The 20082-nt window shown below is 57.7% G+C and carries 24 protein-coding genes; 11 read left to right on the top strand and 13 right to left on the bottom strand.

Annotated elements, in window-relative coordinates; all coding sequences use genetic code 11:
- Positions 1-24: 24 nt before the first annotated feature.
- The 5 genes from tgt to IF205_RS18445 all read right to left on the bottom strand — a co-directional run bounded on the left by tgt (position 25) and on the right by IF205_RS18445 (position 4205).
- Entirely contained in the window at positions 25-1152 is a 1128-nt protein-coding gene (gene tgt / locus IF205_RS18465; protein WP_259780826.1) for a tRNA guanosine(34) transglycosylase Tgt, read from the bottom strand.
- Complete coding sequence (gene queA / locus IF205_RS18460) at positions 1145-2203, bottom strand: tRNA preQ1(34) S-adenosylmethionine ribosyltransferase-isomerase QueA (RefSeq protein ID WP_259780825.1); 1059 nt, start codon at positions 2201-2203, stop codon at positions 1145-1147. The genes tgt and queA overlap by 8 nt, the downstream gene beginning before the upstream one ends.
- A 123-nt stretch (positions 2204-2326) precedes the next feature.
- Entirely contained in the window at positions 2327-2998 is a 672-nt protein-coding gene (locus tag IF205_RS18455) for a queuosine precursor transporter (RefSeq protein ID WP_259780824.1), read from the bottom strand.
- A 136-nt stretch (positions 2999-3134) separates the two neighbouring features.
- Positions 3135-3725: a hypothetical protein gene (locus IF205_RS18450; RefSeq protein ID WP_259780823.1), complete on the bottom strand. Its 591-nt coding sequence runs from the start codon at positions 3723-3725 to the stop codon at positions 3135-3137.
- 42 nt (positions 3726-3767) lie between these two features.
- On the bottom strand, positions 3768-4205 hold the full coding sequence (locus tag IF205_RS18445; RefSeq protein ID WP_259780822.1) for an Lrp/AsnC family transcriptional regulator: 438 nt from the start codon (positions 4203-4205) through the stop codon (positions 3768-3770).
- A gap of 179 nt (positions 4206-4384) precedes the next feature.
- Between IF205_RS18445 and IF205_RS18440 the strand changes: the two genes are divergently transcribed.
- The 4 genes from IF205_RS18440 (at position 4385) to IF205_RS18425 (ending at position 6686) form a co-directional block, all read left to right on the top strand.
- Entirely contained in the window at positions 4385-4558 is a 174-nt protein-coding gene (locus IF205_RS18440; protein ID WP_259780821.1) for a hypothetical protein, read from the top strand.
- A gap of 241 nt (positions 4559-4799) precedes the next feature.
- Positions 4800-5414: a PEP-CTERM sorting domain-containing protein gene (locus tag IF205_RS18435; RefSeq protein ID WP_259780820.1), complete on the top strand. Its 615-nt coding sequence runs from the start codon at positions 4800-4802 to the stop codon at positions 5412-5414.
- Positions 5415-5654: 240 nt separating this feature from the next.
- On the top strand, positions 5655-5912 hold the full coding sequence (locus IF205_RS18430) for a PEP-CTERM sorting domain-containing protein (protein WP_259780819.1): 258 nt from the start codon (positions 5655-5657) through the stop codon (positions 5910-5912).
- 171 nt (positions 5913-6083) lie between these two features.
- Positions 6084-6686 carry a PEP-CTERM sorting domain-containing protein gene (locus tag IF205_RS18425; RefSeq protein ID WP_259780818.1) on the top strand — a complete coding sequence of 201 codons (603 nt, stop codon included), beginning with the start codon at positions 6084-6086 and terminating at the stop codon, positions 6684-6686.
- Positions 6687-6741: 55 nt separating this feature from the next.
- Here the strand turns inward: IF205_RS18425 and IF205_RS18420 are convergent, their stop codons facing one another.
- Entirely contained in the window at positions 6742-7398 is a 657-nt protein-coding gene (locus IF205_RS18420) for a helix-turn-helix transcriptional regulator (RefSeq protein WP_259780817.1), read from the bottom strand.
- Between the two features lie 113 nt (positions 7399-7511).
- Between IF205_RS18420 and IF205_RS18415 the strand changes: the two genes are divergently transcribed.
- Genes IF205_RS18415 through IF205_RS18405 form a run of 3 tightly spaced genes read left to right on the top strand, consistent with a single transcriptional unit; the run spans position 7512 to position 10452 of the window.
- Positions 7512-7649, top strand: a complete 138-nt coding sequence (locus tag IF205_RS18415) for a YjiS-like domain-containing protein (protein WP_259780816.1) — start codon at positions 7512-7514, stop codon at positions 7647-7649.
- A gap of 34 nt (positions 7650-7683) precedes the next feature.
- Complete coding sequence (locus IF205_RS18410) at positions 7684-8841, top strand: MFS transporter (RefSeq protein WP_259780815.1); 1158 nt, start codon at positions 7684-7686, stop codon at positions 8839-8841.
- An 18-nt stretch (positions 8842-8859) separates the two neighbouring features.
- Positions 8860-10452, top strand: a complete 1593-nt coding sequence (locus IF205_RS18405; RefSeq protein WP_259780814.1) for a Rieske (2Fe-2S) protein — start codon at positions 8860-8862, stop codon at positions 10450-10452.
- On the opposite strand, the gene IF205_RS18400 is transcribed toward IF205_RS18405, so the two are convergent.
- The 4 genes from IF205_RS18400 to IF205_RS18385 are packed head-to-tail and all read right to left on the bottom strand — an operon-like array spanning position 10449 to position 12651.
- The gene (locus IF205_RS18400) at positions 10449-11126 is read right to left on the bottom strand and encodes a DUF899 family protein (protein ID WP_259780813.1); all 678 of its coding nucleotides are present in this window, start codon (positions 11124-11126) and stop codon (positions 10449-10451) included. The genes IF205_RS18405 and IF205_RS18400 overlap by 4 nt on opposite strands.
- Positions 11127-11180: 54 nt before the next feature.
- Complete coding sequence (locus tag IF205_RS18395) at positions 11181-11822, bottom strand: glutathione S-transferase family protein (RefSeq protein WP_259780812.1); 642 nt, start codon at positions 11820-11822, stop codon at positions 11181-11183.
- A 3-nt stretch (positions 11823-11825) separates the two neighbouring features.
- Positions 11826-12308, bottom strand: coding sequence for an SRPBCC family protein (locus tag IF205_RS18390; protein ID WP_259780811.1), 483 nt, complete (start codon positions 12306-12308; stop codon positions 11826-11828).
- A complete protein-coding gene (locus IF205_RS18385; protein WP_259780810.1) occupies positions 12259-12651 on the bottom strand; it encodes an ArsR/SmtB family transcription factor in 393 nt (130 codons plus the stop codon). The genes IF205_RS18390 and IF205_RS18385 overlap by 50 nt, the downstream gene beginning before the upstream one ends.
- 218 nt (positions 12652-12869) lie before the next feature.
- Between IF205_RS18385 and IF205_RS18380 the strand changes: the two genes are divergently transcribed.
- Positions 12870-14498, top strand: a complete 1629-nt coding sequence (locus IF205_RS18380) for a BCCT family transporter (RefSeq protein WP_259780809.1) — start codon at positions 12870-12872, stop codon at positions 14496-14498.
- Positions 14499-14589: 91 nt separating this feature from the next.
- Here the strand turns inward: IF205_RS18380 and IF205_RS18375 are convergent, their stop codons facing one another.
- Complete coding sequence (locus tag IF205_RS18375; protein ID WP_259780808.1) at positions 14590-15174, bottom strand: TetR/AcrR family transcriptional regulator; 585 nt, start codon at positions 15172-15174, stop codon at positions 14590-14592.
- A gap of 215 nt (positions 15175-15389) precedes the next feature.
- Between IF205_RS18375 and IF205_RS18370 the strand changes: the two genes are divergently transcribed.
- Complete coding sequence (locus IF205_RS18370) at positions 15390-17636, top strand: xanthine dehydrogenase family protein molybdopterin-binding subunit (protein WP_259780807.1); 2247 nt, start codon at positions 15390-15392, stop codon at positions 17634-17636.
- A 4-nt stretch (positions 17637-17640) separates the two neighbouring features.
- Here the strand turns inward: IF205_RS18370 and IF205_RS18365 are convergent, their stop codons facing one another.
- On the bottom strand, positions 17641-18621 hold the full coding sequence (locus tag IF205_RS18365; RefSeq protein ID WP_259780806.1) for a permease: 981 nt from the start codon (positions 18619-18621) through the stop codon (positions 17641-17643).
- Between the two features lie 157 nt (positions 18622-18778).
- The gene (locus IF205_RS18360) at positions 18779-19159 is read right to left on the bottom strand and encodes an ArsR/SmtB family transcription factor (protein WP_259780805.1); all 381 of its coding nucleotides are present in this window, start codon (positions 19157-19159) and stop codon (positions 18779-18781) included.
- Between the two features lie 124 nt (positions 19160-19283).
- Here IF205_RS18360 and IF205_RS18355 point away from each other — a divergent pair, with 124 nt between their 5' ends.
- Positions 19284-19517, top strand: coding sequence for a DUF1289 domain-containing protein (locus tag IF205_RS18355; protein ID WP_259780804.1), 234 nt, complete (start codon positions 19284-19286; stop codon positions 19515-19517).
- A 79-nt stretch (positions 19518-19596) separates the two neighbouring features.
- Positions 19597-20082: a GNAT family N-acetyltransferase gene (locus tag IF205_RS18350; RefSeq protein WP_259780803.1), complete on the top strand. Its 486-nt coding sequence runs from the start codon at positions 19597-19599 to the stop codon at positions 20080-20082.

The following is a 20082-nucleotide window of genomic DNA, read 5'->3' as shown; positions in this document are numbered from 1 at the left end:
AATCGGCCGCCTTTCTCGTTTGCTTTAAAGCGGCGGGATATCCCCGCCGGAATATTCCTCGTGGAAGGCGACCTGGAAGTCTTCGAAGCGGCCTTCGGCGATGGCGGCGCGCATGGACTGCATCAGGGTCTGGTAGTATTGGATGTTGTGCCAGCTGAGCAGCATCATGCCGAGGATTTCGCCCGCTTTGATCAGGTGGTTGAGATAGGCGCGGCTGTATTGGGTGCAGGCCGGGCAGGGGCATTCCTCGTCCAGCGGGCGATGGTCGGCCGCGTGGCGGGCATTGCGGATATTGACCGGGCCGCGGCGGGTGAAGGCCTGGCCGTTGCGGCCCGACCGGGTCGGCAGCACACAGTCGAACATGTCGATACCGCGCGCGACCGCACCGACCAGATCGGTCGGTTTGCCGACGCCCATCAGGTAGCGCGGTTTGTTGGTCATCATCATCGGTGTGGTGAAGTCCAGGGTGGAGAACATCAGTTCCTGACCCTCGCCCACGGCAAGGCCACCAACGGCATAGCCTTCGAAGTCAACCTCCTTGAGTGCCTCGACCGAATGGCGGCGCAGGTCTTCAAAGGTTGAGCCCTGCACGATGCCGAACTGGCCGTAACCCTCGCGCGGTACGAAAGCCTTGCGGGAGCGTTCCGCCCAACGCATGGAAAGCAGCATGGATTTCTCCGCCTCTTCCTTGGTGCAGGGATAGGGCGTGCATTCGTCGAAGGCCATGGTGATGGTCGCGCCCAGCAGATGCTGGATTTCCGTCGAGCGTTCCGGGGTCAGCATGTGATAACTGCCGTCCACATGGGAGCGGAAACGCACGCCTTCCTCGGTCATCTTGCGCAGCTCGGTCAGCGACATCACCTGATAGCCGCCGCTGTCGGTCAGGATCGGCTTGTCCCAATTCATGAATTTATGCAGGCCGCCCAGCTCCGCGATGCGTTCCGCCGTCGGGCGCAGCATCAGGTGATAGGTGTTGCCCAGGCATATCTGTGCGCCGGTGGCGGCCACATCTTCCGGGAACATGGCCTTCACCGTTGCCGCCGTGCCGACGGGCATGAAGGTTGGCGTGTCGATTTGCCCGTGGGCGGTAGTGATCTTGCCCAGACGTGCGCCGCCGTCGGTCTTCAGCAGTTCATAGGAAAAGTCAGTCATCGAGAAGATCCTCCCGCACCAGCAGGCTGGTATCGCCATAGGAATAGAAGCGATAGCCGCTGTCGATTGCGTGTTTATAGGCTGCCTTCATGCGATCCAGCCCGGCAAAGGCGCTGACCAGCATGAAAAGGGTCGATTTCGGCAAATGGAAATTGGTCATCAGCATGTCGACCGCCTTGAAGCGGTAGCCGGGCGTGATGAAGATGTCGGTCTCGCCTTCGAAAGGCTTGATGCTGCCGTCGCTGGCGGCCGCACTTTCCAGCAGGCGCAGCGAGGTGGTGCCGACGGCGACAACCCGGCCGCCCTTGGCGCGGGTGTCGTTGATCCGGTTGGCCTCATCGGGCGTGATGATACCGAATTCGGAATGCATGATGTGGTTGCGCGTGTCCTCCACCTTCACCGGCAAGAAGGTGCCCGCACCCACATGCAGGGTGATGGTCTGAAAGCCGATGCCCTTTTCCTTCAGGGTTTCGGTCAGGCTGTCGGTGAAATGCAGGCCTGCGGTGGGGGCCGCGACCGCGCCTTCCTCTTTGGCGAAGACGGTCTGGTAACGCTCCCGGTCGGCTGCGTCTTCGGCCTCGTCGCCGCCCTTGGTGCGCTTGATATAGGGGGGCAGGGGCATGACCCCGTGGTCCCAAAGCCGGGTGATCAGATCGCCGCCCGACAGGTTGAAGCGCAACAGCACCTCGCCCCCCTCGGTCTTGTCCATCACCTCGGCTTGAAAATCCTCGGATATGACGAAACTCTCGCCCAGGCGCAGCTTGCGTGCCGGTTTGGCGAAGGCCCACCACTGGTCAGGACCGATTTGCTTGTGCAGGGTGACTTCCACACGCGCCTCGCCGCGCTTGCCGGTCAGCCGTGTCGGGATCACCTTGGTGTCGTTGCAGACAAGCAGGTCACCGGGACGCAGCATCTCCGGCAGGTCGCGCACGATGCGGTCGGCGAAGGCGCGGCCTGTCAGGTCCAGCAGCTTTGCGGCATCGCGCGGCTCAACCGCCTGCTGGGCGATACAACTTTCCGGCAGATCGAAGTCGAAGAGGTCGACTTTCATGAATGGATGTCTCCCAAAGAGCGTCTTTTTTCTCCGTCATGGCCGGACTTGATCCGGCCACCCACGAACCATATTGACGTCAGAGAATTCGTGGGTACACGGGTCAAGCCCGCGTATGACGGCTTAGATGAATGTGGCATTATTGCCTGCTTCCCGCAGGCGCGCTGGATAAAGGCTGACCAGCAGTTTGAACGGGTAGAGCAGGGCCGCAATCATCACCATCTTGGCGGCGAAATCGCCAAAGGCCCAGTTCGTCCAGGGCAGGCCAGTACCCGCAAAGGCAATGGAAAAGAACAGCATCGTGTCTACCAGAGAACCGATCAGTGACGAGATCAGCGGCGCTTTCCACCAGGTCTGGTTGCGCAGGCGGTCAAAGACGAAAATGTCCAGCAGTTGCGCGGTCAGGAAGGCGGAACCGCTGGCGACAGCAGTGCGCAGCATGCCGAAAGCGTCCGGATCGTTGAACAGCATATGAAGCGCGGTGGCGTTGGTGCCCGCCGTGGCGGCCAAGGCGATGCCGAAGGCGGAGGCCAGTGTCAGGAAGACGCCCAGCGCAAACCCCACATAAACCACCATGCGCGCCGTGGCGGCACCGAACAGGCGGTTGGTGGTGTCGGTCACCAGGAAGGCAACCGGATAGGTAAAGGCCCCCCAGGTCAGCAGGTCGGCAAGATTCATGCCCGCGACCGTATAGTCGACCGGATGCTGGACCAATTCATTGGAGGCGAGAATAACGGCACCCATCGCAAAGATCGGTGCCAGCAACCGCGTCAGCGGCTGTGTGGCGGAACTCATGTCCTATATATCCTTTCGTTATTGGGCGAATAAAACCAGGCAATACAAACCTGGCCCCAAAAACCGTATGCGCGGACTTATATGGATTTTGGCTCTGCCGTCAATATTGGGCGTAAAAGCCGCTGTTTAAGTGATCTTAGAGGCAGTCGGCACTCTTGAGCACAGACCGCCAGGCAGTGTCCTTATCGAAGCCTTTTACCCGCCAACTGTCATCGTTGGTATTTCTGGTCATATAATAAGGGGCATAGTCGGGCGCCCCGACAGCCGTGATATAAGCGCAGAGCCTCTGCATGGAACGGTTGCCGCCTTTGTCGCCTTTTTTGAAGGCTTCTCCGAGGTAGGAAGAGAAAGCGTCGCTTGTCGCCTTGTCCAGGCGAGTGAAACGATCTCTATAGGCCTTGTCGACGACCTCGTGCTTGGACCCGTCGGCCACACGCTTTTTATCATAATCGCCATAGAGCATACCGAGCATGAAGGGGTAGGCGGCTTCCTCAAACTGATTTTTTCTTACGCAATCGTAGGCGACGGCGGCCAAAGATACCGGATTTTGCTTCGCGCCAACCAGATTGCTGTCCGCACAGGCGTAGTCGTGGGACCAGTGAAACTTAACCGGTGCTGGCGGGGGCGTTTCCGCAGCCCAATTTGTCTGGCTGCTGCTGCTGGTGACGCAAGCGGTCAGGGACAGCAGGGCAGCGACGGCGATTGCCAGAGATTTTAACCTGTTCATGAAAGTCTCTTTGTTTTTGTAATGTGAATAATAGGGATGCAGTCACTTCACCGTGCTCAACACGCCGAAGCTTTCATAGCGTTTGACGTAAGGGGCACTGAAATGGGCTTCGACGAAGTCGTTGTAGGCGTCCATATCCTCAGTCTCGACGGCCATTACCCAATCGGCGGCACCTGTCACGTGATAGCATTTCGTCACTTCCGGCAGGTTGCGGAATTTCTCCGTTACGTCGCGGTCGCGGTTGGGGCGGTCCTGTTCGACGGTGACCAGCACGATCATCTTCAACTTCTTGCCCAGCGCCTTGGGTGAGACAATGGCGACTTCTTTCTCGATCGCACCGTTTTCGCGCAATCGCTGTACCCGGCGCAGGCATGCGGCGGCAGACAGTCCCACTTTCTCGGCCAGTTCCGCGCCGGTGCGGCGGCTGTTTTCCTGCATCAGCTTCAAAATGCGGCGGTCGAAATTATCAAGGTCGGGCATCGGCTAAAAACTTTGCTTGGTAATAATTTTACAGGCTTTGCGAAAATTTATCGCTCCGCCGCTCGATTTTGCGAAATACACGCAGAAAAAACCTTTCTTTGCGCACTATTCATCTAACCCAGACGTTACATTCTTCGCAATCAATCAATGCATTATACCCTGACTTAGGAGGACGCATCATGAACGCAATTGATACCCGCATCGCTCATGGCTTTTTCGGCTTCGGCCTGATGCGTAGTCTTGAGACGCCCGTTCGCTGGGCTGCCCGTAAGTGGCAGATGGTTCTGGCAAAAGAACATCTGGACGGGCTGCCGGAATACCTGCTGCGGGATATGGGGCTGACCCGCTCCTGACAGCGCCCGCCCGTAGAATTTGACGAGAAAGCCCTCCGCCACGCCGGAGGGCTTTTTTCGTCCTTGTTGGATGCAGTTGCCTTCGTGAATCTTCAATAATAGATAGAATGCTAATGTCGGTATTCTTTTCAACGTTGATCGACCGCTGAATTAAGTGACTGATAATAAACGATTAGTATTTTGGCCCAAATATTGCGGCTACCCGTCCCAGTTCCAAATAAACCAATTCAGGGGGGATGAGATGAATTCTTTTAAACATTGGGCCATGGGTGCGGCCTTTGCTGTTGCGGCTGCCTTTGGCGGTGCCATGTCAGCACAGGCAACGGTGATTGATTTCCAGGGACTGGAAGTTAACGACAACAATGCACACGATGCGGGATATAGCTATTCCGAAGATGGTTTCACAGTTGCCAGTTTGAGTACATTTGGATTGAAGTCCTACGGCACTGCCGCATCACGCTATTATGGTTCTACGGCGCTGTTTAATGACACTCCCAACGGCACTAACAAGCTGACGGCTGACGGTGGGGCCGTATTTTCCCTGAACTCTATTGATCTGACAGAATTCGGTGCTGGCTACGGCACTGACGTCGATGTTACCTTTATTGGGCATCTGCTGGGCGGAGGAACCGTTACCCAGACGTTCTCGCTGGATGGCGTGTTGGGCTTTGAAACCTTCTTATTTACCGCCGCATTCAACAATCTTCTGGATGTTACCTGGGTGCAGCAGGCTGATTATCACATGTTCGATAATATTGTGGTCAATGCCGCATCAGCCGTCCCGGCGCCGGGGGCACTGGGCCTGCTGGGGCTGGGACTGTTCGGACTTGGGTTTGCGCGTCGCCGCAAGGCCTGATCACACAATGATCTGACTGGGAAACGCCTGCAGGTATTGCCGCAGGCGTTTTTTTTCGGTTCGTCTTTTGATGGAATCCTTTCGGAATGGCGTGGAGGGAGGACTGCTTCCGGGTGTCGGTATCCTTTACATTGCCTGCTTGCCGCAATTAGCAACCTGTTGAAGAAAATCAACTTATGCGTGTGGCATGATAATTGAATTATCCCCATTGATGTACGTTCTTTTTTGGGGGGAATAGCAATGATTTGTATGCGAAGGGCCCTGCCCGCGGTGGCTTTGGTATTGGCAGGCGCGATTGTGCTGCATGGCCCTTCCCGAGCAGCCGCCATTCAGTCAGAACATTTCGCACCCACCCGTCATTCTCCTGAGTCTTCTGGTGCGCTCTCTCACGTCGAAACGGCGGCCTATGCGACGCAGGCCGTGCCCGCACCGGGGGCTGTGGGGCTCCTTGGGCTGGGGTTGATTGGCATTGGACTGGGCCGCCGCCGCAAAGCCTGATTACAAGCTGCCTGATGGATAGAAATCTAATGTCGGGTTTCTTGACGGTTGGGTCGTGAGGGTTTTGGATAATAATCTGAAAATAAAAGAAAAAGTGCTTTGGCACATGTATTGCTGCAATGTGCCTCAGTGTCTATGGGCTGTTCTTAAGGGGCGAATATGTTGAAAGCTATGAAAAATTTGGCCACGGGCGTGGCGCTGGCAACAACGGTTCTGTTTGCGAGCGGCATGGCGGCGGAAGCCACTGTTATTGATTTCCAGAGCCTGGAACAGAATAACAGCAGCGTCAATTCTGCGGGCTGGAACTATTCCGAAGACGGATACTCCCTGCACAACCTGGGGGGCAGCCAGTCTTTCGCGACATTCGGTACAAAGGAATTCCGCTACGCCGGGTCCACGGCGCTTTTCAACAATACGATTGGCGGTGGGATCGAGCTGGTGGCCGATAACGGTTCGGCCTTTGACCTGACCTCCATCGACTTATCCGAATTGAATGGAAACAACAGTGCTAACGTGACTTTCATCGGGACGCTGCTCGGCGGGGGCACAGTTAGTCAGACCTTTACCCTGGATGGTACGCTGGGTTTTGAAACCTTCTTCTTTGACAGCGTGTTTTCCGACCTTCTGCGGGTTTCCTGGGTTCAGGAAGGTCCCTTCCATCAGTTCGATAATATCGTGATCAACGGTGCAAAGGCGGTTCCGGCACCGGGCATGTTCGGCCTTCTGGGGCTCGGCCTGTTCGGGATGGTTTTTGCGCGTCGGCGTAAAGTCTGATCCGATTTCGATCTTTTGAAGAAGCGCCTGCGGGTTATGCCTGCAGGCGTTTTTTTTATGTCCGGGCCTTTGGCGTTATCCGATAGGCACAGCGGCGCGCGCCTGCCAGGATGTGGTCGGTGCGGCTGACGTCCACGCCTGAGCCCATCACCAGTTGGAAGACCTTGAGTTCCATGGCGCAAAGGCCGCTGCAGGCATGGGCGGCCGCACAGATGGGGCAGTGGTTTTCAACAAACAGCAGGCCGTCGTCATCTTCCGTGACACAGGCCATATAGCCTTCGTCCTCACGAATTCGGGCCAGTTTGACCAGCCGGTCGCGCAGGTCGTCCGTACCCTCCATTCGCGTTCGATAGTCTGCGACCTGCTTGGCAGCACGGGCATCGAGAAACTTGTTGAGACCGTCTTCTCCAAAGGTTTCCTTCATCACCTCGATCAGGTTGATTGTCAGGTCCGCATGGGCATCGGGGAAAAGCCGGTTGGCCTCTTCCGTCAGTTGCCACAGCTTGGCCGGGCGGCCCTTGGGGCGCGGTTCCTCCGTAAAGGTGACCAGCTTTTCTTCCTGCATCGCATAAAGATGCTGGCGCACGGCCATGGCCGAAACCCCCAGCTTTTCCGCCAGCACGGCGGCTTCCTGCGGTCCTTCGGTTTTCAGGATTTCCTGGATGCGGCGGCGGCCCTTCACATCCTTCGGTTTGGATTGTGGTTTGCTCATAAACATTTTTCTAAAGATTTTTCTTGATTAAGTCAAATTTCTTCGGTCATATGTTTTATAAAGAAAAAACTTTATTAAATTGAATGGTGAAGCTGATGAGAAACATGCGTGCAATGACAAAAGTTCTGAGGCTGGCGCATTTGTTCCGGCGTCGGAAAAAAACCATTTACCCCGATGCGTTGTCCAATCATGTGCTGCGCGATCTGGGGATTCAGCGGGACGATATCAAACGCCTGCGCAGCCGCCGCTGATGGCGTTGTCGAGGGCGAGTGAGGGAAAGAGGGCATGGGGCATTCCAAGAGGTTCAATCTGGCTTGCGTGATCGCGGCGATGTTCGTGGTGAATATGGTCTACTCGCTGTCGCTGCCGCTTTTGGCGGTGCGGCTGGATGCCATGGGCATTACGGAGACTGTAATCGGGCTGAATACGGCGGTGCAGCCACTGGCGGGTGTCCTGGTCGCGCCATTCTTTCCCGCCCTGCTTTCGCGTTTCGGCGCAAAACCAATCCTGATCACGGCTCTGGTTACAATTGGTGTGGTGTTTCCCTTGTTTACGGTGATGGAAAGTCTGTCGGGGTGGTTTGTCTTGCGGGCCTTCGCCGGGGCGGCGGCCTGTGCGCTCTGGGTTGTCAGCGAGGCCTGGATCCATGATCTGGCCGAAGACCATAGCCGGGGGCGGGTAATTGGCGTCTATGCCACGGCGGGCAGCGCGGGCCTGGCGATTGGGCCGCTTATCCTTGCCCTGACCGGCACTGCGACCATTGAGCCTTTTCTGATCGGCGCGGGCCTCTGTCTGATCTGCCTGATACCGGTGATGCTGGCGGATGGCGGTAGTTACAGCGTTGAAAAGAGCAAAGGGAAGGGCGGTCTTATCGCCTGTTTGCTGTTCGCGCCCCTGCCGATGGTGATCAATCTGGTGATGTCGGCCAGCTATGAGGCGACCCATGCCTTCCTGCCGCTTGTGCCTGCGGGGGTGGGTGAGAAGGACATTTTCCTGCTGCTGGGCCTGCTGGGGGTTGGGGGAATGCTCAGCCAATATCCCATGGGATGGCTGGCGGACCGGATGAACAGGCTGGCCCTGGTGGCGGGGCTGACGCTTGGGGAATTCCTCATGATCCTGGGCTATCAGCACTTCCTGACCGCGGAGCCCGCGGGGATTATCTATTTCCTTTTCTGGGGCACGGCAGGCAGTGCGTTATATGGCATGGGCGTGTTGTTGGTCGGACATTTCTTCAAGGGTCATGCTCTGGCTGTGGGCAGTGCGGCCTTTTCCGCCATGTATAACGTTGGCGTGCTGGTCGGGCCATCCACGGCAGGTGTGATGGTGGACGTGTGGCAGGGTGACGGCCTGATGCTCTATCTGGCCGGTGCGGCAATCCTGATTTTTCCCGCGACGGCCTGGACAGCGATGCGGGCAGGCAGGGCCACTGAAAAACTGGTATAATCTGGACGATGGAGACGGATGATGGCTGAACGGGAATTACGAATTAAGGGTGCTGCGGAAAAGCTGGCGGAAAAGGGCCGCATCCTGGTGAAGGAAGGGGGACGCCAGATCGCGGTCTTTCAGGGGGAAAAGGGAATATTCGCCTGTAATAACAAATGCCCTCACGAAGGTTATCCGCTGTCTGAGGGCACGTTGACCGAAGGCTGTGTCCTTACCTGCAACTGGCACAACTGGAAGTTTGATCTGGAAAGTGGCGAGACCATGGTCGGCGGCGATCAGGTCCGCACCTACCCGGCCCGGCTGGATGGTGGGGACTTGCTTTTGGACGTCAGTGATCCGTCGCCCGAACAGGCGATCGGCAAGGCGCTGGACAATCTTCTGGATTGTTTCGACGATCATGAATACGACCGTATGGCCCGCGAAATCGCGCGCCTGGTGAAGGCGGGCGGTGATCCGCTGGATGCATTGCGCAGGACCATTCACTGGACCCATGACCGGATGGAATTCGGCGCGACCCACGCCTATGGTGCGGCACTGGACTGGCTGACGCTGCGCGACCGTTATGGTGCAGACGACGAGGCACTGGCCCTGATCCCTGTCGTAGAGGTGGTCGCCCATATGGCCTGGGATACGCGGCGTGAAAAAATTTATCCCTATCCTGTGAAGTTGGTGGACTTCACGGTCGATGGCTTTGTCCGGGCGGTGGATGCAGAGGATGAGGAGACAGCCATTGGTATGATCCGTGGTGGTCTGGCCTGCGGTATGACCCACCGGGATTTTGAAGAGGCCCTGACCCGTGCGGCCCTTGACCACTTCCTGGATTTTGGTCACAGCCTGATATACGTCTACAAGACCATGGGCCTGATCGACCGGTTGGGCGCGGATGTGGCAGAACCGCTTTTGCTGGCGCTGGTGCGGTCACTGATCTATGGGCGGCGGGAGGATTTGATTCCGGAATTCCGAGCCTATGCGCCGGCACTACAATCCTGGGGGCAGGCGACGTGGGATGACGAGCCGGTTGTCTGGGATGAGTTGACCGGCCGTTCGGTGGCCAAGGTTCTGGAACGGATGCAGGCATCCTCCTCCAACACCGCGGCGCTGTTTGATGCGGCGCTTGGTGCGCTCGCCTGGAATATGTTGCATTTCGATGAAGCGCATCAGTTTCACACGGACCGCAATGTGGCCGCCAATCAAAGCTTTCTCAGCTTTACCCATGGCCTGACCTTTGCCAACGCGGTGCATGTGCAATGTTCGCGTTTTCCGGAATTATGGCCGCAGGGGCTGTTGCAGATGGGCTGTTTCATCGGCCGCAATGCGGGTTTTGTCGATAAGGGCTATGTGGCGGATCGCTGGTATCTGTCCGACCCCAGGGCCTTCTTTGCCGAGGTGGAGCACGGCTTTTTCGATCATGCCCAGTTTGAATATATTGTTGCCTGTCATCTGGTGAAGACGACGGCGGCGATCCGTGAGGAATATGAAGCCTCGCCCGATGGCCCGGCCGCGCAAATGCTGTTGGCGGCCGGGAACCGGTTTCTCAATGCAACGCTGAAGCGAAAACATGTGCTGCGCACTGCTCGCCAGGCGCTGAGCTTTGTTGCGAATGAGGGCTAGTCATACCGGAGGGATGGGTTCCAGTCTGGCCTTCCCTCCGGAGTCAAATCCAGCATGTTCCAAAGTGACCACATGCAGTCAGCATGGCGGGGGTGCTGGCCCGGTTCGGGAGGAACGAAGAGCAACTCCGTGGTGTAGAAATGGTGGATACCCTTCGCAGTACGCTTGAAAACATGCATCAGGGGGGCCTGGGATCCCTCTTCGTTTTCCGCGTGATAGTCGCGGTTAAAGCTGTTCCCGGCAGATGAGAGCATACGCAAGTTATGCCATCCGCGTTCCTGGCCCCAGGCGCGGAAGGTTGCAATGTCGGTCTTTGCGACGGCGGCGAAATTCACGCGCTGTTGCAAATGGACCAGGTCACCGTGATAGCTGTCCGTGAGGGAGGTGCATCCGGGGCAGGGCGTGCCGCCCGGCGGGAACATGAAGCTATATAGAAGCAGGGTGTCCTTGTCCGCCTCAAACAGGTCGGAGAATTGGGTGTGGACCGTCAGTCCGTCCCGAATTTCATCGAAGGTATAATTCTCCGGGATTTTGCCGCCGAGGGGCAGTTGACGGCGTTGCTTGGCAACCGCTTCGATCTTCTTTCGTAATTTGATCTCCTGCTCCAGCAGGCCCAGGCGGCAGGAACGGTAGTCATCGTCTTCTCCGGGAAACCGCTTGTGATGATCTGTCATGTTTCTTCCCCAATAATGGCCCGGCAGCGGCAGAGGCTGCTGCCGGGATAATAATTAATCAGCAGCCTGAGGCAGGGGCGGCGGGGCGGATTTGATAAAGCTTTCTCGCTCTTTCATGGCGTTTGCGGCGCGCTCGATATTGGGGGTGTTGGCGAACAGATCGCCTCCTTCCGGAACGACGTAGAGGTAGTAGAGGATCGGGGCGACAAACAGATCTGCCAGCGAACATTCCTCACCTAAAAGATAATCATGGCCGTCATAGGCCTGTTCAAGGGCGGCAATCAGGGGGCGGGCCTCCTCGACCGACTGATTGATCAGGGCCATATCCGGCTGTCCGTCCTCGGTTTTGGGGAAAAATCTCGGCAGCAATATCCCGCGGGCGATCACCTGGTACAACCGGTCATTGGAGAAGCTGATCCATTGATACATCTTGGCCTGCTTGAGCGGGTTGGCCGGGTGCAGGGCAGGCCCGTCAAAGGCGTGGTCGATATAATGGGTGATCGCGAGGGTTTCGAACAGATGCACGTCGCCATGGCTCATGACCGGCATCTTGCCTGCGGGGTGAATTGCCTTCATGGCATCGCTTTGCGGCATGGTTTCGATCAACTCATAATCAATGCCTTTTTCAATCGCGGCCATACAGGCTGTACGAACGAAGGTGCTTTGCGGCATGCCTAGAATTTGCAGTTTGTGCATGGATCATTCTTCCAGATAAGCGGCCAGGGAATCGAGGCAACCCTGCCAGCCGTGGTTGTGCGAGGTACGGGCCTCCTCGTCGATGAAGTTGCTTTGATGAAGAATGAGGAGGGTGCCGCTGCCGGACTTCCGAAATTCCAGGGTCACTTCCATCATCCTGCCGGCTGAACCGTCCTCCTGGTCCCAGGCCCAGGAAAAGCGCATAAGCGCGTTGGGGATAAGGTCTTTGATAACACCGCGGACGGTGAAAAATTTCCCGTCGGCCGATATCATGGGAAAGACATAGCTGCCGCCGACCCGTGCATCCATTTCTGCCGCTGGGCAGGTGAAATGCAATGGCCCAACCCATTGCCGCAAGGCGGTCGGATCGGTCCAGGCCTTGAAGACCACGTTGGGCGGTTGCTTGAATTTCCGCTCGATCGTCAGCGTCTCGATATTACTTTTCGTCGGCGGTTCCGGTCTTGTTGCCGTGACTGCGTCGGTCATCCTGTGCTTCCTCCCCTGTTTGGGTGTCCATGTCTATTGTGTCCAGATAACTGTCCAGCCGGTCCAGGCTCTCGGTCCAGAACCGGGCATGATCTTCGATCCAGTTGGCCGCATCGCGCAGGTTTTCCGGGCGTAGGGTGCAGCGCCTTTTCTGGGCCACTGCTTCGCGGCTGATCAATTCCGCCTGCTCCAGAACTTTCAGGTGCCGGGAGACGGCCGGCAGCGAAATGGAGAAGGGCTCGGCCAATTCGTTGACCGTGGCGCTGCCTTCCGCCAGCCGGGCCAGAATGGCGCGGCGGGTCGGGTCGGCCAGGGCGGCAAAGGTGCTACTCAACTTGTCCATATAGCCTGCTATGCTCACTTTTTTATTTAACGTATATATTAATTAACATATTCGTTAAATATATGGAAGGGTTGATTTGTGCGCCTTCCCGCTGAATTCTGGAAAAAATCTTAGGGAATTGACCGACCCCTGCGCTTTCTGAGACAATTTCAGGGCGGGCAGATTGATCGATCTGACTTAGGGGTAGACCAAATTTATAACCAAGTAGGGGGACGATCATGGCAGAAGATAATGATATCCTGACACCTGATGGTGCTGCTGATGTCATCGACACCGACTACGAGATCGGCCAGGATAATATCCAGGCGAACATCGGTCCATTCGGTTTAGATATTCACAATCCGGTCTTTTTGATTTCAGGTTTGACGATTGTCGCTTTCGTCTTCCTGACCCTGGCGTTCAAGGAAGATGCCGGGGAACTTTTCGGCCATTTGAGAGGCTGGCTGACATCCACATTCGACTGGTTCTTCCTGAGCGCAGGCAACATCTTTGTGATCCTGTGTCTGGGGCTTGTCGTATCGCCGCTGGGCAAGGTCCGGCTGGGTGGTATGGAGGCAAAGCCCGATTTCTCCTATTCGGGCTGGTTCTCCATGCTGTTTGCGGCCGGTATGGGTATCGGCCTGATGTTCTATGGTGTGGCCGAGCCGATCTCGCATTTCAGTTCGTCAATGGGCGGGATTACGGTTGGCGAGGACGGTGTGCGGACCGACTGGGCGCCTTTGGGTGGTGCTGAAGGCGATTCGGCCAAGGCAAGCGCACTTGCCATGGCGGCCACCATTTTCCACTGGGGGCTGCATCCCTGGGCGGTATATGCAATCGTCGCGTTAGGGCTGGCGCTGTTTGCCTATAACAAGGGGCTGCCGTTGACGATCCGGTCCATGTTCTATCCGATTTTCGGGGAACGTGTCTGGGGCTGGACGGGCCATGTCATCGACATCCTTGCCGTTTTTGCGACTTTGTTCGGATTGGCGACGTCGCTTGGCCTTGGGGCTTCACAGGCGAATGCGGGTCTGAACTTCCTCTTCGGTATGCCGGTTTCCGACACTTACAAGATTTTGCTGATTATCGGGATTACAGCCCTGGCGCTTACTTCCGTTGTGGCAGGCCTTGAGGCCGGGGTTAAACGCCTGTCGGAGATCAATATGGTTCTGGCGGCTCTGTTGCTGCTGTTCGTGATCATTGTCGGGCCGACACTGGCGATTCTCACCGGTTTTGTCGACAATCTGGTTGCCTATGTGACGGAACTTCCGGCGCTGTCCAATCCGATTGGCCGTGAAGACACCAATTTCTCCCAGGGCTGGACATCCTTCTACTGGGCCTGGTGGATTTCCTGGTCACCGTTTGTCGGCATGTTCATTGCCCGTGTGTCCCGGGGGCGTACGGTGCGCGAATTCATCACCTGCGTGCTGTTGATCCCGTCGCTGGTCTGCGTTCTCTGGATGACGGCCTTTGGGGGTGTGGCGTTGGACCAGATTATCAAGGATGGCTACATGGCGGTTACCGAAGCGCCGCTGGAACTGAAGCTGTTCACCATGTTCAAGGAACTTCCGCTGACGATGATCACGTCATTCCTTGGTATCGTGCTGGTGATCGTCTTCTTCGTGACCTCGTCGGATTCCGGCTCGCTGGTGATTGATACGATCACTGCGGGCGGCAAGGTCGATGCGCCGACGCCACAGCGTGTTTTCTGGGCTTCCTTCGAAGGTCTGGTTGCTATTGCACTGTTGCTGGGCGGTGGTCTGACTGCCTTGCAGGCCATGGCTGTGTCCACAGGCTTTCCGTTTGCCATCGTGCTTTTGGTTGCGGCCTTCGCAACGGTCAAAGGTCTGATGAGTGAACCGAGGTAGGTTCCGGCCAGTTAAAAGACTGGAATGAATTAGCGTCGGGCCCGATCAGGTCCGGCGCTTTTTCTTATGGCTATAATGGTGCTGGAAACAGTTAAATCAGGCTGAGCGCCTGATTGGCGATCTGGCGCAGGACGTCAGGAGATGTGTGCGCCTTCCGCATAACCTGCATGCCCTGCAGGGTGGTCAGGAAAAAACGCGCCAGGGCGCGACTGTCCTTGTCGGGGGCTATCTGGCCCTGGGCCTGCCCTTCGGCAATAATGCCGGCAACGGCGTCTTCCATGCGTTGCAGGCTGTCTCGGACGACGGTGGCAACATCGCCGTCGCGGGTGCAAAGCTCACAGATGGTGTTGGTCATCAGGCAGCCGCGTTTCAATTCCGGGCATTCTTCCGTGGTGCAGTCGGCAAGGCGGTAGAGCATGCTGCGGAGGATATCGCGGGCGGGCTTTCCGGCCTCCTGTTCGGCAACAAGCCGGATGGAGTGGCGATTGATATACCGGTCCAGTGCCTTCAGATAGAGGGCGTGCTTGTCACCGAATGTGTCGTAGAGACTGCCCCGGTTGATGCCCATCCTGTCCACAAGGTCCTGCATGGAAGTATTCTCAAACCCTTTGCACCAGAATAGTTCCACGGCCTGGTCCAGGGCCTGTTCGGGATCAAATGTCTTCGGTCGCGCCATTGTGCCTGTCTTGTCCTTACCTGATACTGCGCCGGGCGGGCGTGGCTTATGCCTGGCTAATATATGTGGTTTTGGAACGGAAATTCAAATAGTCCTGACGAGACAGACATAGCGCATTGATTGCCCGGCCGGAAACCCCTTGATAGGATCGCCACAAAATAGCCGGCCGGTGGGGAAGGCCAACCGGCGTCAACTGTGAAACAGGGATGGAATATATGTGGACGGGACAGCCGCTGCCGCGTTTGGAAGACAAGCGCCTTTTGACCGGACAGGGCAATTATGTGGAAGATATCCACCTGCCGGGCATGGCCCATGCGGTGATGCTGCGCTCTCCCGTTGCCCATGCGAAAATTTCCAAAATCGACCTGGATGACGCCCGCGATGTGCCAGGTGTTCTGGCGATCTATACCGGTAAGGACGTGGTTGAGGCGGGCCTGAAGCCATTGCCTTGCAAGACCCCGATCGACAGTGCGGATGGCACGCCGTTCAAAGCGCGCCTGCGTCTTCCGCTGTCCGTTGATGAGGTGCGTTTCGTCGGCGATGCAGTGGCGATGATCGTGGCGGAGACGCCGGAGGCGGCGCTGGATGCATTGGAATTGATCGACGTTGATTACGACGATCAGGACCATTGCGTGGAACCGGCGAAATCCGACGATGTTGCCTTCAACTGGTCGATGGGGGATCGCACGGCTGTGGAGACGGCCATGGATGCGGCCGCCCATGTGGTGTCTATCACGGCAACCGCCAACCGCGTCGTTATCAGCCCGCTGGAAACACGTTCCGCCGTTGGCGAATACGACAGTGCGACCGGTCATTACACCCTGCACACCCAGACGCAGGGCGTGCATTTCATGCGCAACGTGGTGGCGGAGACATTGGGTGTTTCTGAAGATCAACTGCGGGTGATTACCAAGGATGTTGGCGGCAGTTTCGGCATGAAACTGGTGAATTTCCCGGAACAGAGCATGGTGCTTTTTGCCTCTAAGGATCTGGGGCGACCGGTGCGTTGGGTCGCTAGCCGTCAGGATGCCTTCCTGACCGATGCCCATGGCCGTGACGATGTCAGCACCGCAACCGCCGCCTTCGACGGCCAAGGGAAGATTCTGGGCCTTCGGATCGACAATATCGGCAATATCGGGGCTTATGCCTCCGCCTTGGGACCGTCGATCGTCTCCACAGGGTTTGCCAAGCCTGCCGGGCATGTCTACCACCTGCCCGCGCTGCATATTACGTCCAAAGGTGTCTATACGAACATGGCCCCGACCGACGCCTATCGTGGGGCGGGAAAGCCGGAATCGGTGGCGCTGGTCGAGCGGTTGCTGGACAAGGCGGCGCGGGAGATCGGTATTGACCGGGTGGAGTTGCGCCGCTGTAATCTGATCCCGGAAAGCGCCATGCCCTATAAGGCGGCCAATAATAACACCTACGATTCGGCCCGTTTCGAGGTGGTCCTGGATCAGGCGCTGCAAGCCGGTGACTGGGCAGGCTTTGAAGCGCGGCGAGCGGCGGCTGCGGCAAACGGGCTGCGCCGGGGGATCGGGGTCGGTCTTTATCTGCATCTGACCGGCGGCGATGCGGGGCCGGAACTCAGCGAGGTTATCGTTACGACCGAAGGCGAGGTGCTGGTGAAAACCGGCGTGCAGGCCTCCGGCCAGGGGCATGAGACGGCCTTTGCGCAATTGGTCGCCGACCGCCTGGAAATTGACCCCGGCCGTATCCGCATCATCGAAGGGGATACGGAAGAAGTGGCGCAGGGCGGCGGCACCGGCGGGTCCAGTTCACTGCCCATCGCGGCGACCACGATCACGCGGGCCACGGCAAATCTGCTGGAGAATGCCCGTGGCCTGGCGGCGGACCACCTGGAGGCCTCTCCGCTGGACCTGGAATATTCGAAAGGCGGCTTCGCGGTGGTCGGCACCGATAAGTCCGTCAGCCTGTTCGAGTTGGCGGCAGATTTGTCGGAGGAAAAGGCCGGGCAATGTGCGGGGCTTGCCCATTTTGAGGGTGACCACCAGACCGTACCCCATGGCGCCTATGTGGCGGAGGTTGAAATCGACCCGGAAACGGGCCGTGTGCGTCTGGATAAATTCACCGCCGTCGACGATCTGGGCCGCAGGCTGAACCCGCTGATTGCCAACGGACAGCTTCATGGCGGGCTGGCGCAGGGGATCGGTCCGGTCTTTCTGGAAAACACCGTCTATGACCCCGACAGCGGCCAGATGTTGAGCGGTTCCTTCATGGATTACTGTCTGCCGCGCGCTGATGACCTGCCGGATTTCGATCTGGTAGAGGCTGATGTGCCGACGGCGGCTAATAGTCTGGGCATGAAGGGGGCTGGCGAAGTGGGCTGCATTGGCGCGCCGGGCGCGGTTATGAATGCCATCTGTGATGCCCTGGGCCATGACGACATAGATATGCCCGCCACACCGGAACGGATATGGCGGGCATTGCAGAAGGGCTGAGGCGTCAGCCGATAACGCCGCCCCACAGGGCATAGAGTAGGCCGACGGCGACCGAACCGGTCAAGGCGATTGCCACATAGGTCAGGAAGACCGGCAGTCTGGTCATGGCCTTCACCGCGACCATGGCCGGAATGCAGGTGATGCCGCCGCCCACCATGAAGCTGAGTGCCGCACCCTTGCTCAGGCCCATCTGCATCAGGGTATCCGCCAGCGGGATTGCGGCATAACCGTTCAGATAGGCCGGTACGCCGACAAAGGCCGCCGCGGGAATGGACCAGAGGCCCAGGCCGGCCAGGGTTTGCCCGATATTATCCATGGGCAGGTTGTTGGTCATCAGGCCTTCCAGCAGGAAGGCGATCGACAGCCATTTCAGCAGGAACCAGCCGGTGCGGCGGAACTCACCGACAAAGTCTTTCATCCGGTCCTTGTCGTCCCAGAATTTCCAATGAGGTTTGGCCGGTTTGGTGATGGCGCTGGTGCCGCAGGTGGAAACCTCGATCCCGCGCAGGGGATCGGAAAAGCCGCCCGCCTTCTGGATCGCTACCGTGGCATAACCGCCGACAGCGCCAATTACGATGGCCGACAGGGTTTTGGCGACAGTGAATTCCACGCCCAGAACGCCGGCGGTCACCAGCATCATTTCCGGGTCGATCACGGGGGAGGCAAGCCAGAAGGCCATGACCGGACCAAGCGGCACGCCCGCGGCCAGCAGGGCAGCGATCAGCGGCACCACACCGCATGAGCAGAAGGGGGACAGGGCGCCTACCAGCGCGGCGACCATCACCGCCTTGCCTGCATTGGCGCGGAAGGCGGCCCCGATCAACTGATCCGCCCCTGTCGCCTTCACGCCTGCCGCAATGGCAATTGACAGCAGGAGGAAGGGGGCGATGTCTGCCAGGCTGTTCCCGACAAAACTGAGTGAGGGCCAGAATTGCTGCGGTGTGGCAATGCCGACAACGGCCATCAACAGGACGAAGGCCAGCACCACACGATCCAGATTCTTGAGGCGATTTATAAATCCGGTATTACCAGAAGTTTCGAAATTATCGGCCGTGTGAGAATGTCCGGGATGCTCGCAAGCCATAACGCTATCCTTTCAGTCCCGCGCCTTGTTGCGCTCTAACCTTGGGTGTTTCTGCCCTTTATTCGCCTTCGCGAATATGGTGGGCCACATGCTCTTCCTGATGCGGGTGTTTGCCGTCCTTGCAGCAATTTTCCGCCAGAAACAGGATCAACTCGTCCATCTCCTGGTAATCGGCGCGGCACATATGGGTGGTGCCCACTTTCTCGCGCTTGACCAGGCCGACCAGTTCCAGATGTTTCAGGTGGTGGGTCAGGGTCGAGGCAGGAATATCCAGCGCTTCCTGCAACTTGCCAACCGCCTTGCCATCGACGCCCGCGCGCACCAGCAACCGGTAAAGCATTAACCGGGTGGGGTTGCCCAAGGCGTCCAAACAATCTGCAGCGTGGTCTAATTCGATCATTGTCGAAATATGAAGCAGGAATTTGCTGTTGTCAACCATATTACCGGAATTATCGAAATAACAACTGTGGCGGCTTGTCGTTTTGGTGCTGCTTCTGTCGCTGTTATGCTTGAAGGCGGGACCATTCTGGCTTATTTGCCAATATGGATGGAATGAGAGGACGATGATGGCGACTCTGCCCGATATCCCGTCGCCCTGCGTGGGTGTGTGCAAGATGGACAGCGAGCGGAAATACTGCGAGGGCTGTCTGCGCACTATTGAGGAAATCCGCGTCTGGTTCCGGTCCGATAACGAAACCCGCTATGCCATCCTGCAGGAACTCAAACAGCGCCGCATTGCTGCCGGTCGCGTCAGTGAAAGCGACCTCAGGCCACGCCGCCGCCGCCGGGCGCGCTAACACCATCAATTTGGCATTTCTCTTGCTGTACTCCCCAAGGGCGGACATCATCGGGATGTCCCGACTGGGGAAAATTTTCATGACGGCACTCACACAGTTTCTTATCCGGCCTGCCCGGCTTGACGATGCCGAAGCCATCTACACGGTCTATCGCAAGGCTTTCGCGACCCTGGCAGGCAAGATCGACCCGCCATCGAGTGCCGGTCAGGCGACGCTTGATGCCATCCGTGACAGCTTGGGCAAGGTGGATGTGGCCGTCTGCGACGATGCCGGAAAAATAGTCGGCTGCGTCTTTTTTAGGCAGGAAGGGGATGCCTGTTATCTCTATCGCCTGTCCGTTGACCCTGACTGCTACAACCGTGGCATTGCCAAACGGCTGATTGCCCATGTGGAACGCGCCGCAAAGGGGCAAGGGGTGGGGAAGGTTGCGCTGAATGTGCGGCTGTCGCTTGACAAGAACCGGAAGCTGTTCGCCAGCCGGGGCTTTCGTGAAGTCTCCCTTCACGCCCACAAGGGCTATGATCACCCCACCTATGCGCGGATGGAAAAGCCCGTTGCCCTTTAA

The sequence above is a fragment of the Aestuariispira ectoiniformans genome (assembly GCF_025136295.1).
GTDB lineage: Bacteria > Pseudomonadota > Alphaproteobacteria > UBA8366 > Aestuariispiraceae > Aestuariispira_A > Aestuariispira_A ectoiniformans.
This window is presented reverse-complemented; position numbering and strand designations above follow the sequence as displayed.

Excerpts from the sequence above, each read along its gene's own strand:
- IF205_RS18415 (WP_259780816.1), top strand. The coding sequence starts at position 7,512 with ATGACAAAAGTTCTGAGGCTGGCGCATTTGTTCCGGCGTCGGAAAAAA.
- IF205_RS18405 (WP_259780814.1), top strand. The coding sequence starts at position 8,860 with ATGATGGCTGAACGGGAATTACGAATTAAGGGTGCTGCGGAAAAGCTG.
- IF205_RS18390 (WP_259780811.1), bottom strand. The coding sequence starts at position 12,308 with ATGACCGACGCAGTCACGGCAACAAGACCGGAACCGCCGACGAAAAGT.
- IF205_RS18400 (WP_259780813.1), bottom strand. The coding sequence starts at position 11,126 with ATGACAGATCATCACAAGCGGTTTCCCGGAGAAGACGATGACTACCGT.
- IF205_RS18380 (WP_259780809.1), top strand. The coding sequence starts at position 12,870 with ATGGCAGAAGATAATGATATCCTGACACCTGATGGTGCTGCTGATGTC.
- IF205_RS18375 (WP_259780808.1), bottom strand. The coding sequence starts at position 15,174 with ATGGCGCGACCGAAGACATTTGATCCCGAACAGGCCCTGGACCAGGCC.
- tgt (WP_259780826.1), bottom strand. The coding sequence starts at position 1,152 with ATGACTGACTTTTCCTATGAACTGCTGAAGACCGACGGCGGCGCACGT.
- IF205_RS18410 (WP_259780815.1), top strand. The coding sequence starts at position 7,684 with ATGGGGCATTCCAAGAGGTTCAATCTGGCTTGCGTGATCGCGGCGATG.
- IF205_RS18360 (WP_259780805.1), bottom strand. The coding sequence starts at position 19,159 with ATGGTTGACAACAGCAAATTCCTGCTTCATATTTCGACAATGATCGAA.
- queA (WP_259780825.1), bottom strand. The coding sequence starts at position 2,203 with ATGAAAGTCGACCTCTTCGACTTCGATCTGCCGGAAAGTTGTATCGCC.
- IF205_RS18450 (WP_259780823.1), bottom strand. The coding sequence starts at position 3,725 with ATGAACAGGTTAAAATCTCTGGCAATCGCCGTCGCTGCCCTGCTGTCC.
- IF205_RS18350 (WP_259780803.1), top strand. The coding sequence starts at position 19,597 with ATGACGGCACTCACACAGTTTCTTATCCGGCCTGCCCGGCTTGACGAT.
- IF205_RS18440 (WP_259780821.1), top strand. The coding sequence starts at position 4,385 with ATGAACGCAATTGATACCCGCATCGCTCATGGCTTTTTCGGCTTCGGC.
- IF205_RS18385 (WP_259780810.1), bottom strand. The coding sequence starts at position 12,651 with ATGGACAAGTTGAGTAGCACCTTTGCCGCCCTGGCCGACCCGACCCGC.
- IF205_RS18455 (WP_259780824.1), bottom strand. The coding sequence starts at position 2,998 with ATGAGTTCCGCCACACAGCCGCTGACGCGGTTGCTGGCACCGATCTTT.
- IF205_RS18370 (WP_259780807.1), top strand. The coding sequence starts at position 15,390 with ATGTGGACGGGACAGCCGCTGCCGCGTTTGGAAGACAAGCGCCTTTTG.
- IF205_RS18435 (WP_259780820.1), top strand. The coding sequence starts at position 4,800 with ATGAATTCTTTTAAACATTGGGCCATGGGTGCGGCCTTTGCTGTTGCG.
- IF205_RS18395 (WP_259780812.1), bottom strand. The coding sequence starts at position 11,822 with ATGCACAAACTGCAAATTCTAGGCATGCCGCAAAGCACCTTCGTTCGT.
- IF205_RS18430 (WP_259780819.1), top strand. The coding sequence starts at position 5,655 with ATGATTTGTATGCGAAGGGCCCTGCCCGCGGTGGCTTTGGTATTGGCA.
- IF205_RS18420 (WP_259780817.1), bottom strand. The coding sequence starts at position 7,398 with ATGAGCAAACCACAATCCAAACCGAAGGATGTGAAGGGCCGCCGCCGC.
- IF205_RS18445 (WP_259780822.1), bottom strand. The coding sequence starts at position 4,205 with ATGCCCGACCTTGATAATTTCGACCGCCGCATTTTGAAGCTGATGCAG.
- IF205_RS18425 (WP_259780818.1), top strand. The coding sequence starts at position 6,084 with ATGAAAAATTTGGCCACGGGCGTGGCGCTGGCAACAACGGTTCTGTTT.
- IF205_RS18355 (WP_259780804.1), top strand. The coding sequence starts at position 19,284 with ATGATGGCGACTCTGCCCGATATCCCGTCGCCCTGCGTGGGTGTGTGC.